The sequence below is a fragment of the bacterium genome (genome assembly GCA_021372535.1).
Classification (GTDB): domain Bacteria; phylum Latescibacterota; class Latescibacteria; order Latescibacterales; family Latescibacteraceae; genus JAFGMP01.
In genome coordinates, this window is sequence record JAJFUH010000206.1 from 12,719 (window position 1) to 26,727 (window position 14,009).

9 protein-coding genes and 2 pseudogenes are annotated in these 14,009 nt (G+C 51.4%); 4 read left to right on the forward strand and 7 right to left on the reverse strand.

The annotated features are described in order from the left end of the window. Positions 1 to 6 precede the first annotated feature (6 nt). Together LLG96_17785 and LLG96_17790 are read left to right on the forward strand one after the other, a co-directional pair. The gene (locus LLG96_17785; protein MCE5252059.1) at positions 7 to 1,137 is read left to right on the forward strand and encodes a hypothetical protein; all 1,131 of its coding nucleotides are present in this window, start codon (positions 7 to 9) and stop codon (positions 1,135 to 1,137) included. A 297-nt stretch (positions 1,138 to 1,434) separates the two neighbouring features. Continuing rightward, complete coding sequence (locus LLG96_17790; GenBank protein MCE5252060.1) at positions 1,435 to 3,396, forward strand: T9SS type A sorting domain-containing protein; 1,962 nt, start codon at positions 1,435 to 1,437, stop codon at positions 3,394 to 3,396. Positions 3,397 to 3,555: 159 nt separating this feature from the next. On the opposite strand, the gene LLG96_17795 is transcribed toward LLG96_17790, so the two are convergent. The 7 genes and pseudogenes from LLG96_17795 to purM form a co-directional block, all read right to left on the reverse strand. Further along, positions 3,556 to 4,221, reverse strand: coding sequence for a DUF1080 domain-containing protein (locus LLG96_17795; protein ID MCE5252061.1), 666 nt, complete (start codon positions 4,219 to 4,221; stop codon positions 3,556 to 3,558). Positions 4,222 to 4,261: 40 nt separating this feature from the next. Next, a complete protein-coding gene (locus tag LLG96_17800; protein ID MCE5252062.1) occupies positions 4,262 to 5,491 on the reverse strand; it encodes an HD domain-containing protein in 1,230 nt (409 codons plus the stop codon). Between the two features lie 606 nt (positions 5,492 to 6,097). Next, positions 6,098 to 7,327, reverse strand: coding sequence for an HD domain-containing protein (locus tag LLG96_17805; protein MCE5252063.1), 1,230 nt, complete (start codon positions 7,325 to 7,327; stop codon positions 6,098 to 6,100). 281 nt (positions 7,328 to 7,608) lie between these two features. Next, positions 7,609 to 8,337: pseudogene (locus LLG96_17810) on the reverse strand (HD domain-containing protein). 126 nt (positions 8,338 to 8,463) lie between these two features. Then, positions 8,464 to 9,003 (reverse strand): annotated as a pseudogene (locus LLG96_17815) (GAF domain-containing protein). Between the two features lie 191 nt (positions 9,004 to 9,194). Next, positions 9,195 to 9,593: a VanZ family protein gene (locus tag LLG96_17820; protein ID MCE5252064.1), complete on the reverse strand. Its 399-nt coding sequence runs from the start codon at positions 9,591 to 9,593 to the stop codon at positions 9,195 to 9,197. Beyond that, entirely contained in the window at positions 9,574 to 10,617 is a 1,044-nt protein-coding gene (purM, locus tag LLG96_17825) for a phosphoribosylformylglycinamidine cyclo-ligase (protein MCE5252065.1), read from the reverse strand. The genes LLG96_17820 and purM overlap by 20 nt, the downstream gene beginning before the upstream one ends. Positions 10,618 to 10,979: 362 nt before the next feature. Between purM and LLG96_17830 the strand changes: the two genes are divergently transcribed. Together LLG96_17830 and LLG96_17835 are read left to right on the forward strand one after the other, a co-directional pair. Then, positions 10,980 to 11,285: a metalloregulator ArsR/SmtB family transcription factor gene (locus LLG96_17830; GenBank protein MCE5252066.1), complete on the forward strand. Its 306-nt coding sequence runs from the start codon at positions 10,980 to 10,982 to the stop codon at positions 11,283 to 11,285. A gap of 662 nt (positions 11,286 to 11,947) precedes the next feature. Next, positions 11,948 to 13,870: a methyltransferase domain-containing protein gene (locus tag LLG96_17835; GenBank protein ID MCE5252067.1), complete on the forward strand. Its 1,923-nt coding sequence runs from the start codon at positions 11,948 to 11,950 to the stop codon at positions 13,868 to 13,870. Positions 13,871 to 14,009: the final 139 nt, after the last annotated feature.

The window sequence follows — 14,009 nt, forward strand, 5'->3', positions numbered from 1 at the left end:
GCGGTTATGAAGACCCATCCCACGAACAGAACCACGGTATTCCGCCGGGCTTTGCTCATCTCACTCATCATTCATGGACTGCTTACAGCCCTGTTTACCGTTTACCGGTTTTCGACGCCCCGCAAAGAGACCGTATGGGAGGTGATACCGCTTGTCGAATTACCTCCGGAACCGGCCGAACCGGAGCCGCAGGAAGAACCATCGCCCCCACACTTACCCGAACCGGTTTCCGAACCTCCCTCACCTCCTCAACAGAACATCGAGCCCGAACCCGCCATATCACCCGAACAGCCCCGGAATGCGAAACCGGCTGTCGAACTCCCTCCTGCGGCAGATATTAAACCGGCTGAATCCGGTGAACAGCTGCCGCCCGACTATTTCCTCCTGAAGTCCGCACAGCCCGGTGAAACGCTGCCTCCTGCCGAAGTTCACGATACCGTTGAAATTTCTGATACCACTGATACTCCTGATACCACGGTAAAACGGGGTCCCGTATACTCGTTCGACACAACCCGGCATTATGGTGAAAAACCCGAAAAGAACAAACCACCCATGATAAATCCGATTGAGCTGATGATTCGGAAACTTCAGGGAAATCCCGAAGATGAACGGAGGAATTTTTCCGGTAAATTCCTGGGGCTTCCCATACCGCTCGGCGGTCCGGTGGGTCTGGTTCTGCTTACTGCCCAGCACGCCACAAAACGGCTCTTCTGGGCGGGAAAGGATCGCCTGAAAAAACGTAAAACCGAGGAAATACGGGAACAGCAATACATCATGCTCGATGAACGGGGTCTGCGCTTTCTTATCGTACTCTGGAGGGATGGCCTCGTGTATCCCGAACGCCTGTCCCATACCGACCGTGTGTTTCTGTGGGAGGGCGTTCCCTCCGGCGAACCGCTCATGACAAACCGCGCGTACCTTGAATCCATGGAAGAACAGGGGCTTGTGACGTCGCTCAAAAAAGGGGGAATAATCCGGTTCCGGTCGAATATCACCCGTGACGAGGTGCTCCATACCTTATCGATAACAATGCCCACAGCCGTCAGTGAAACGGAACAGGAAACGTTTCTCAGGTATATCGAGCTTATCGACCGGTGCTATGACTTCAGGAAACAACGGGTTGTCATTCCCCGGTGACTGTTCATGAATCCGGTTCGTGGGAATACACCGGAAACCGCACAGTTTATAATTGCCAATATTTTCTTGTTTTCACCGGACTTTCATAATTTCCCAGATACAGTGATATCCACCGAAAAATTCCTTTATAATTTGTAAGGTTGTCCTTGCGCGGCTTTTCAGGAATGCTATATTTGACAGGATAAAAAATGATGCACAGGAAGCGAACGGCAACAAAAAGATCGTATCAACGCAGAAAAATCCATACAGTCGGAAGTGAAACCGCATCACATTCTATTGTTTATGGGGTTTTCCGGGATGAACCTTCACCACGGCGTCCGCAGTCTCTGTTTTTTTGTCATGCTTTTGGCCGCGCACCGCTCGTCCGCCCAGATTGTCTATCCCTGCGATCACCGGTACGGCGCTGTGGCATCATGGAGCCAGTGTACCGATGTTCTTGTGCCCTCGACACGGTATGATGCGGAGCTGTGGGGTTTCAAATACAACCTCGCCCTCACGGTTTTCGATTCGCCGTTTTCCATAACTGTCACCACCGACAAATCAGAATGCTCGCAGACTGGAAGGCTGAGCTGGGAAGTCTATTTTCAGATCGACCGGTGGGTCAATCCAGACGGCTGGGAGTACCCGAAGGATTACAAGTACTATTCGGAAAAAGATTATCCGTATATCCCCGATTATTTCCTTAAGGAATGGACCGAAGTCGGGCAACATTATTTCCCCGATGTGACTGTCGGGGCAGTGAAACCCTACAAATACCCCAATCACGGCCAGCAGCTTTATGATCTCAGCGGCGGCAGGTACGGTTACAACTGGCAGAACGGCAGATCGGGGGAAATCGATGTGGTGAGCGATCTTATAGTCTATCACCGTGAATGGGTGAAGCAGATATCCGGCCGTTATCCCTCGTGTTTCAGTTACCGTATGGGAGAAATCGGCGTACGGTATGCCATGGAAAAATGGTTTATTGCGGGGAGGAATTCCGCTTTCAACGCTTCGGGAAAAAGCAGAACTTCGTACGGTGTCTCAAAGATCACCGGAAAGTACCTCGGGTATCCCGACAGGTTCAATTATACCGCCGATGAAGCGATCTGCCAGCCCTCCTCGACACGGTACTGGGACTGCTGGAATACAAAGCTCAGTTCACAGGCTTTTGAAACACGGATAGAGGGAATCGCATACTGCGAGTCGGTTCTCGAAAAGACGCTCGAAAACCACGGCTGGTATAACGATTTCACCCACTGGCACGATACCTGCAAGGACGATCTCGAAGTTTTTTTTGCCAGCCAGCGATTCGCGATTGGCGATGCATTCGTGTTTACGGGGGGATATGGGGAGTGCATGCAGCACCGGTTTCTCCGCGACTCTGTGGACAACATCACAACTCGCTGGGAAGGCAATACGTGCATTATCGAGGTGCATGAAAGCAATTGGATCGGAGGTCTTCCGATCGAGGTGTTTTCCATTCCCCTTTCAGTCCAGGTCGATCTCAGCGGAACGGCGCTCGCTGGGAACGACATAACATCCAATGACTCGCCGGGCATACGGAAGATAGCGCCGAATCTCTTCAGCGTCGATGTGCCTTTTACGGCGCAGGGCAATTTTCTCCCTGTTCACATCGCACCGACAACGACACCCCATTACCTTGATTTCGTAAGGCCCAACTTTCTCTCGATCACCGCCGCGGACAGGATTCTCACAGTAGAGACCGACAAACCCGTGCGGCTTGCACTGTTCTGGACTAAGCGCGATGAGCCTGAGTACGAGACGGTCATTCTCTGCCGGTGCAACGATCTTGCTACAAAACATGTCATCGACTTCAACGATACGGCTCTGCTCACCTACGGCGGCAAGCGGTCATGGACGGATGTCGAGACAGGCGACATCTATATCGGCGCAATCACCGAAACGAAACAATCCACCCTCTCTAACGTGTATCATTACGGCGAGGAGTATGTCAGTGTTGAATCCCCTTCCCTGCCGCTCCGGTTCACCCTCTCGCAGAATTATCCGAATCCGTTCAATTCCTCGACAACCCTCCGTTATGAAATCCCCGAAGAAGAGAGAGTCGCCATCCGGGTCTACAGTATCCTCGGCCAGGAGATCAGGACTCTCCTCGATGAGACGGTTCCCCCGGGAGTTCACACGGCGATATGGGACGGCAGGGATGACAGGGGCGGGGATGTGAGCAGCGGGGTCTACATCTGCTCGGTCCAGGCGGGAGGGAAAAACATGGTGAGGAAGCTCGTGCTCATGAAATAGAAGACAGTGATTTACACGTGACAATATAATTCGAATATATCCTGAAACGAGTTCAGGATGACGGTCATGCCGAACTCGTTTCGGCATCTATTTCAAAAATATACGCAATGAAATATTTCGTCATGTACAAACGAAGAGAGCCGTTTCGGAGGACTGCTTCTATTTTATCTCCCGTATCCCGATATTCCTGAACCACGCTTTCGAGCCGTGGGTCTGGAGGGCGATATAACCCTCGCGGGGTCTCGACGAGAGCGGCTGCCGCATCCGGTCGAACCAGCTGAACGGCGTATGGTATGTCCGCGCATCGATATCGAGAACTGTTTCCCCGTTGTATTCGAGTGTGATTTTCGGGCCGATGCAGGTTATCACGAACCTGTTCCATGTACCCGGGCCGCGGAACATCCGTTTCGATGCTCCGACAACGGCGTAGATGCCCCCGCTCAGCTCGATGGGGTCCTTCCCGAGGTATGACGGCCCGCTGTCGTCGCAAATCTGAATCTCGATAGCGTCATAGGCCGGATTCTGGTCGGGATCGTCCGCCATACGGAGGTAAATCCCGCTGTTGCCGTCCACCGCGATTTTCCATTCGCAGGACAGCACGAAATTCCTGTAGCGCCCCTTTGTGCCGAGCCAGCCCCGTTCATGTCCCTCCCCGTTGAGGATTATGACGCCGTCCCCGACCTCCCAGATATCCGCGGGTCCCTCCCTGACTTCCCATCCATCGAGGGTTCTGCCGTCGAACAGCGGCGTGAATTTCGTCCGCGCCGCACAGCCGTAAAACAGGCACACCGCGACGGCAAACATCATGATCATCAGACGCTTCATCCGGTATGCTCCGATATGTGAAAGGACAGAGGCACGAACATTACGAATACCGCTCGGCGATGTTGCGGATAACAGGAAGGCTTTCCAAAAGAGCGTCCACGACCTCGGGATCGAAATGGGTTCCCCGCTCACTCTGAATCGTCGCCATAACACGATCCTGATCCCACGCATCTTTGTAGATGCGTTGAAACGAAAGGGCATCGTACACATCCGCGAGCGCGACCACACGGCCGAAAATGGGAATCTCCCCGCCCATTTTCGGGAGCGGTTTCCCGCTGCTGTCGGTATGCCCTTCGAGCGGCAAACCGGTCATCAGGTCCACATGACCCGGGTATCCGGTGCCATCGAACCACTCGTGGTGGTTGAGGGCGACAATCTGGGCGGCTTTTTCGTACTCGGAGGTCGGGCTGCTGAAAAGCTGGGCGCCGAAGATTGTGTGCCGTTTCATGGTTTCGTATTCATCGGGAGACAGCTTTCCCGGTTTTTTCAGAATCAGGTCGGAAATAGCGGCTTTCCCCACATCATGGAGCATGGCGGCCATATGGAGGATATCCGCAGAATGGAGTATCTCCTTATGGGAAATGCCATGGTTTTTCGCCCATTTTTCGTATATCTCGAGCGAGAAACCGGCAACCCGGCGGACATGGTCTCCTGTCTCGTTCGGGTCGCGGAGCTCGGTCATCTTGATGAGACGGAGAAGAATTGTCCTCGTGAGAAGAGCCCGTTCGAGCGCGTTTGCGGCGCAGTTGGCGAAGTAATCGACATAGGGCTCGAATTCCTCCCTGAACGGAACAGCTTTGCCGCGCGGATTGAGCGCATTGATAAGCTGAAGAATACCGACAATATCGCCGCTGCTCGTTTTCAGGGGGACTGTCAGGATGGATCGGGTGTTGTAGTGGGAAAGCTCGTCATAACTCTTGTCAAAATGGAACGGCAGATTCGGCGGCAGGGAATATGCATCCTGAATGTTGAGGTTTTTCCCCGTCACGGCGACATATCCGGCAATCGAATTGTTGTCTATGGGAATGGTATGGGTTGTATAGATGAGCTTCTGGCCGGGAGCGAGATTCTTCCGGAGAGTATCGTTCTGCGTATAGCTGAAGACGAGGTTGTTTTCACGTTTTATGTAGATGGAACCCGCATCGCAGTTTACAAATTCACGGGCGGATTTCAGGATTTTCTCCATGAGAACGTCAAAATCGTTTACCTCGGCCAGCTCACAGCTGAGGAAGATGAGTTCTTTCAGGTGCTGCTGTGCATCAACGTTCATAATACACAACCAATCCGCCGCCCGTCTCCGGCCATCGTAAATGGAGTCCGGCGGCACAGTGCCGTCTTTTTTCTGCCCGTCCCTCTAATATATAAAGATAGTATCGAAATAAAAGAATAAAACTTGATTAATGTTCATAATTTTTTTCGTTATTTCCCGTTTTCAGTCTGATCCTTCCCATTCACAAAATCTGACAGAACGCGGATATATTAAAGATTTGAACGATTACTTATGATAGTATAAATAATAATTTATGTCTATTCGTGCCTTTGTGGTAATATTTTTCATGAATAATTCTCATGAACATAGATTGTGACAATAAAAGATGAAAACGTATATTAAATAAATCCGGTTATACGGTTAAATCTGCTAACATGATTGATCCCCCTCGGCTTCGCTGTATCTCCCTTATAAAAAGAAAGGGAGATGAAGAAAGTGCCCTAAAAGCCGCTCCCCCCTTAAAAAGGTGGGATGCCGGAAGACAGGGGGGATCTTTTGTGAGAATAAAATTCAAATTGATACATTAATCAGGATAAATGTGCGTTGAGAACCCGAACTGACATGGAACCGTTCTCTTGCCGGTAAGATATGCCGTCCGGTATGCTTTTATTCGTAGCGCCGGCTGATCGCGTGTATCGAGGGCAGCGCGGAGAAAAACGCGGCGGCTATTTCCGGGTCGAAGTGTTTGCCGCTCTCTTCATGGATTATCGACAGAACGCGGTCTTCGTCGAAAGCTTTCTTGTACGACCGCTGTGACGAGAGCGCATCGTAGACATCGGCGAGCGCGACAATGCGGCCAAAGAGCGGAATGTCTTCGCCCCGTTTCGGGAGGGGCCTGCCGTCGCTGTCCGTTTTACCGGGAACCGGCTTCCCCGTGAAGGGATCGACATGCCCCGGATACCCGGCGCCGTTGAATTTTTCATGGTGATTGAGCGCGACATCCCGCGCCGCAACCTCGAGGTCCGAAAACGTGTTCAGAAACAGCCGCGCCCCGAGCACGGTATGCATCTTCATGGTTTCGAATTCCTCTACGTCGAGACGGCCCGGTTTTTTGAGAATCGTGTCGGATATGGCAACCTTCCCCACATCGTGGAGCATGGCGGCCATACGGAGCGTGTCGCGCTGTTTGTCGATTTCCGTCCGGGATAGCCCGTTTTCACGCGCCCATTCGTCGAATATTTCCACGGAATAACCTCCGACCCGGTTGACATGGATGCCTGTCTCGCTCGGGTCACGGAGTTCCGCCATGCTTATCATGCGGAGCAGAATACCCCTCATGAGCTGCGCCCGTTCGAGGCCGACCGCCGCGTTGCTGGCAAAATACGTGACATAGAATTCCACTCCGGGATCGAAGGGGATGATCGTTCCCTCGCTTGACCTGGCGTTGATGAGCTGGAGAACGCCGATGACCTGATTGTTGTTCTTCTTGAGCGGCACGGTGAGGATGGAGAGGGTACGGTAACGGGCGTTCTCGTCGAAACTCCTGTCAAAACGGTACGGGAGACTGCCGCTGAGCGCGTAAGCGTCCGGAATGTTGAGCATCTCGCCGGTAAGCGCCACATAACCCGCGATGGATTCGTTGCTGATGGGAACCGTGAAGGTATTGTATAAGAGCTTCCTTCCCGTTTCGAGCCTTGACTGAAGGGTATCGTTCTGCGTGTAGCTGAATTTAAGCCGGTTGCCTTCCCTGATATAGATAGAACCCGCATCGCAGCCGACAAAATCACGGGCTGCCTTGAGTATCCGCTCCATGAGCACATCGAAGTCCTTGACCTCGGCGAGATCGGTGCTCAGCTTCAGCAGCTCCTGTAAACGTTCGTATTCATGCTGTATCATGGGTTTTCACGCTCCCTGCCGGAACGAGCCATCAATAGGGAAATGCGCCATTTCTCCGCACTGGGATAGAGAGATTATCGGAGCAAAACGTGTAATATGGTTATTGAACGCCTGTAAGGAAAAAGGGATGCACCCGGCATGTAAAGGGGATGTATTACGACGGATTACAAGTCCTTGTAGATTTCCTCGGAAAAATACAGCTCGACCAGGTCCTTGTCCAGTCTGCCGTGGTCGGCTTCCTCGCGCAGAATTTTCTCGGTGATGTTCAGCGGCAGCGGAGGTTTGTATGGCCTGTCCTTGGCGGTCAGCGCATCGAAGATGTCAGCAACAGCGAGCATCCGCGCCTGAAGGGGGATATCCCCGGCAGCGAGCTTCTTCGGATATCCGGTGCCGTCGAGCATTTCATGGTGGGTTGCGGCTATGACGGGGACACGCACGAGCTCTTCGGTGAACGGTATCTTTTCGAGAATTTTAAGGGTATGAAAAACATGACTTTCGATCTCGGTGCGCTCTTCCTGGGTAAGGTTGCCCTTCCGTACGAGGAGGTTGTCCAGTTCGAAAGGGGTCAGTAACGGCTGCTCGATTCCGGCCCAATCGACATACGTTTTCTGCCCGATTGTTTTCAGACGCTCGCCTTCCTCATCGGAGTAATATTTAGGACGGTTCAGGCTGAGGATCAATTCAAGGTCGGAGTCGACTTCGGCAAGCGCCGCGGCTGTAACAGCATCATTTTTCCTGTCATCGTCGGGAGAACGATCGGGCGTGTTCAGTTTGCGGAGATTCTCCCGGTTTTCGATATCGCGCTTGACAAAGCTGAATCTGTTGACAATGGCTTCGATTCTGTCATCCGACAGTTTGTTGACTTTATCGAGCACCCTTTCCCGAACACCGATTTTACCGATGTCGTGAAGGAGCGATGCGATCCGCAGCTCGTTGAGCTCTTCCGCCGAAAAGGTCACACCGGCGAAGGGTCCACCTGTCTGCCTGTTTATACATTCCGCCTGAAGCATGACAAGCTTCGAGACGCGTTCGGAATGTCCGGCGGTATGCGGGCTTCGGGCATCGATTGCCTGTGCCGAATAGGTGACGATGCTTTCGAACAGATTCTTGATATCCTGTATCAGCCGTGAATTACAGATTGCCACCGCAGCCTGTGAGGAAAGCGAGATTACGAGCTCTTCGAGGTCCTTGTTGAACGGTACGGGATTCCCGTTTGAATCGAGGGCGTTTATGAGCTGGAGAACGCCGATGATCTCGTCCTTGTGATTGCGCATGGGCACCACGAGCATGGAGACCGACTTGTACCCCATCTTCTGATCGAATTCGCGCATGGTCTTGAGGCTGTACGGAACATCGTCGCCAACCTCGTCGAGATCGGAAACGTTGATGATTTCACCGGTCGACTGTACATATCCGGCTATGCTCTTGTGACTTATGGGAATTTTGATGGATTTGAACGGAACTTTTCCAAACCGGCGGGTGAACGTATCGTTCTGGGCAACCTCAAACGAGAGCTCATCGCCATCCCGTATGTAGAGACTTCCGCCGTCCGAGCGGGTGAACGATCTCGCTTCCCGCACGATCAGATCGAGAAGATTGCCGAGATTGTGCTCGGAGGAAAGCGCAATTCCGATTTTGTTGAGCTTACTGACCAGCGACTCGAAACTTTGATCCATTGTCTGTCTTCCCTGGTATTCTAAAAAATTCTATCAGACTTTTATAATACTCTCGGAACAGTATGTCAAGGACATTTTAATATTCAAACGAACGGCATATTTGAAAAAATGATGTTTTTCGTAAAAAAAATCTCTTTTTTCAAGATTTTTTTATGCAATTCTCCTCTGTCTGTCCGAATTGTGTATTCGGATCATCGTGTGATGTTTTGTGAATCTTTCCGGTGCTGGCGGGATGACATCGCCGCAAAAAGCGCTATTCCCAGTACATCCGCCGCAAAATCAGCAATATCGCACTGACGGCCCGGCACAAAGAGCTGGTGAATCTCGTCGAGCGCGCCGTATGGGATGCCCGCCGCCAGCGACAGCATGTACGGATGCCGCAGAGGCCGGTAGAGACGGAATGCCCTGTACAGAAATATTCCCAGAAGCCCGAATTCCAGAACATGCAGCAGCTTGTCGAAATACGGGAAAGGGTACAGCCTGATGGCGCTCCCCGGCAGTGAAGACATGCCGAAAATGATCACTCCGTATCCTATGGCGGGGCCACAGTAAACAAGGAACGGATTCCGTTCATGCATCGCCGTGAACAAGACGAACCTCCCGTGACCCGGGCACAACACGGCCTATCTCGTAAACTTCTTCGCCCGATGAACGGAGAAGATTCGCCGCTGCGGCTGCATCCTTCGCGCCCACGGTGACTGTCAGGCCGATTCCCATGTTGAACGTACGGTACAGCTCCTTTTCGCTGAGACCGCCTGTTTTCGCCATGAACCGGAACAGAGGCGGGACAGGCCAGCTGTCCAGATCGATGAGCGCATCGAGGTGTCCCGGAAGAGTCCGGTCGATGTTTCCGGTGAATCCCCCGCCGGTGATGTGCGCCATTGCATGAATGGTGGTATCATCGAGGAACGGGAGTATGGAAGGACCGTACGAGCGGTGTACCGCGAGAAGGGCATCCGCTACTGTGGTTTCGGTTCCCGGCAGCATATCCCCGGGAGCAAGACCCGCTGTCTGAAACAAAAGCCTGCGCGCCAGGGAATACCCGTTTGTATGGAGACCGGTCGATGCCAGCCCCAGGATACGGTCGCCATCGGACACCCGCGAACCGTCCAGAATACGCTGTTCGCTCACGACACCGACGATTACTCCCGCAAGATCGTATTCTCCCGGATGGTAAACATCGGGAAGCTCGGCCATCTCACCCCCGACGAGGGCGCAGCGGTTTTCCCTGCATGCGCGGGTCATCCCCGAAATCACCGAACAGACCATGGTATCGTCATGACGGGAATATGCCAGGTAATCGAGGAAAAACAGGGGGCGCGCACCCATCACAAGGATATCGTTGCAGCAGTGGTTGACCAGATCGGCTCCCACGGTGTCGTGACGGCCGGTCATGCATGCCACCTTGAGTTTTGTGCCCACGCCATCGGCCGAAGAGACCAGCACCGGCTTGACGATCCCCGAAAAGTCGGGTTTGAAAAGACCGCCGAACGAGCCGATGTCGGTAAGGACTTCGGGCCTGAAGGTCGAGCGGACCATGTCCCTTATGGTGCGTTTTGTCGCCATTGCGGCATCGATATCGACACCGGCTTCCCTGTATGCATCATGCTCCATGATTTACCTCCTTAAACCCAAATATATACCGGTAATCGTTCCACTTCAAGACAAGAGTTGACAGAAACGTTTAAAAAATGCGAAAGAGAGAAGAAGCCTTACTGCGACGGGGGTGAGTTTCTCATCAGCTATACCTCGCAGCATATGGCTCGGCACTGCATTATTAAAAAATGCCCGAAATTATATGAAATAGAAAATATTTTATATACATATTTTTTTTAAAAATATACAATTATTGAAAGAAAATTTAAAAATTTAAAAAAAAATAAATTATTTTATTTGTGTTCCGCGATATTTATAGTATATTAGCATATTACATTGTATTAGCCTGTAATTATTAACCAGATTGACGGAGGAATAACGTGGTACGTTCATCATCATCAGACCTGATCAAAGAAAACGAGCTCGAGAAAATGTCCGAAACATTAAAAGCAGTGGCTCATCCTGTCCGGCTTCAGATTGTCAACATTCTCATGAGCGGCGAGCGTTCTGTAGGCGAGCTTGTTAAAACACTGGGAACCAAGCAGTCCCTTACCTCACAGCAGTTGAGCATCCTGAAGTCCAGAGGGGTTCTCAGATCGAGAAGGAACGGCAACGTCGTCTATTATTCTCTCGAGAACAGCGGTGTCAAAAATATAATGGCTTCGATTCTCAGTGAACTTGCATAAGATAACTTTTTTTAGCAAAAAAAGCTCCATGGTATTTCTCCTGGAGCTTTTTATTTTTCCGGTTATTCAATAAGCTCATAATCACTGATTTATTGTGCGAGTATTGTCATTCCCAGGCATGAAGTGAATTGGAAATCCAGTATCAACATACCTCTGTCATGAGCATCGGATGATGGATTCCCCCCCGATTAAAGATTCGAGGGTGATGTCTTTCACGAGAATGACACAGTAACAGGCAAAACATCTCATCCATAAGTTTTATGCCCTCATTGAATAACCGGATTTCTTTCTCCTCCTGTCGGTCTGATCCTGCTTTATTCCATCCTTTACCCGAGCACAACCTTTGACCCTCTTTTTACCGGAACGAGAAAGCGTGACTCGGGCGGTAATCCCCCTCTTGCTGTCGTTTGTGAACACTACTCCGCATCCGGAACGGACCGTAATTTGAAAATCGGTACGGCAGTAAAACACATGATCGTGACTCCCGTCGGGGCTATTTCTATAACAAATTGTATAATAATAATTTATATCTTTCATTCTCTTGGGAAATTTTTTTCCCGGAATGGATATTTTTTGCTTGCAGTTCATGAAAAAAAAGGATATACTCTTTCATGTTTTTTCTAATTATAAATTCATGATATAGAAAAAAGAGGTGGCACAAATTGAATCAGAAAATCCCTAACGGGCAAAAGGGCAAATCTGTCAAAACCGTTCCCGCCATAACGAGAACCTGGGGACCTGTCTCAGACCTGGAACGTCATCTTCCATCCGAATGGTGGAAGACACTGTTCAACTCTCTCTATCTTAAAACCGATGGCGATGTCGTTGAAAATCCTGACAACACGAAACGTGACATCGACCTTGTCATGCAGATTGCAGCATTGGAACCCAATGACCATATTCTCGATCTCTGCTGCGGTCAGGGGCGGCATTCAATGGAACTGGGAAGACGGGGCTTCCGTAACGTAACCGGCATCGACCGTTCGCATTACCTTATTCGGCTTGCCCGGAAACGTGCAAAATCCGAAAAGCTCTCCATAACATTCCGTGAAGGTGATGCCCGCAGAGTTCGTTTCCAGGGTGAACAGTTTCACTGTGTGATGCTGCTCGGCAACTCGTTCGGGTATTTTGAGCAGAAGAGCGACGACGAGATGCTGTTGAACAATGTTACGAACCTTCTTATTCCCAATGGGATCCTTGTACTCGATGTTGTCGATGGCGAATGGATGCACGATCATTTCGAACCCCGTTCTTGGGAGTGGATAGACCAGAATCATTTCGTCTGCCGTGAGCGCGCTCTTGCCCAGGACGGTGAGCGAATCGTATCGCGCGAGTTGATAGCGCATGCTGAAAAAGGAGTGCTCGCCGACCAGTTCTATGCCGAACGTCTCTACACCCGTGATCAGCTCGAGAGTCTCCTCGATACGTGCGGTTACCGTCTGGTGCATTTTCACAGCACGATCGAATCCGACTCCACGAGGGGTCAGGACCTCGGAATGATGGCTCACCGTCTCATCCTCACCGCACAGGCGCCGAAACGGGTGGTGAAAATGACCCGCAAAAAAGCGCCGTTGTTTCCTCATGTCACCGTACTCATGGGTGATCCCACCCTTCCCGACCGTGTCAAGCTGAACGGGAAATTCAACAGCGAGGATTTTGAGACCATCCTGAGACTGAAATCGGCGCTCGAAGAGCTCGATGATTATACATTCACATATATGGACAACCATCAGAATCTTATCCGTACTCTTCTCAAAAATCCGCCCCAGTTTGTGTTCAATCTCTGTGACGAGGGATTCAGGAACAACCCGTTTATGGAGCTCCATGTGCCCTCTGTTCTCGAAATGCTCGATGTCCCCTATTCCGGAGCGGGTCCGGCCTGTCTCGGGCTCTGTTACGACAAGAATCTGACCAGGGCGGTCGCGGAATCCCTCGAAATACCGGTTCCCCTCGAATCGGTTCTCGGACCGGAAGACATAGCGGTGACCCTGCCGGCAACATTTCCCGCGCTCATCAAGCCCAATTTCGGTGACAGCAGCATGGGAATCACCAAGGATGCGGTCGTCAACGACACCATGGAACTCATGAATTATGTGGACTGGTTACGGAAAACATACGGCCAGTGTTCCATCCTTGTGCAGGAATTTCTGACCGGCCCGGAATATTCCATCAGTGTTATCGGAAATCCGGGGTTGACATACAGGACGCTCTGTCCGCTCGAAGTAGATTATTCGGGACTGGAAGCTGGCCTTCCGCAGATTCTCGGGTATGAATCAAAGTGGGACCCCGAATCGCCCTACTGGACACAGGTTTCTTACAAGCCCGCCAACCTCGGGGAAGACATACAGCGTCAGCTGATCGATTATTCCGTCAAGCTTTTCGAACGTCTCGGATGCTGCGATTATGCCCGGTTCGATTACAGAACCGACAGCCAGGGAACGATCAAGCTTCTTGAGGTCAATCCCAATCCCGGCTGGTGCTGGGACGGCAAGGTGAATATCATGGCCGGGTTCGACGGTCTCCGGTATGCCGATCTTCTGCGGATGATCATCGAAGCCGCGCAAGAGCGGATCGCCGCACAGTAAAACGGGAATATGACCGGTCGCAGCTGAACCCTGCGTTTTTTCAAGATCATACACAGCGAACATGCCCGTCATAAACTTCGGGGGATAAAAGCAAACCTCACCCTTCGATTCCCTCTCCTTGAAAGGAGAGGGCCAAAAT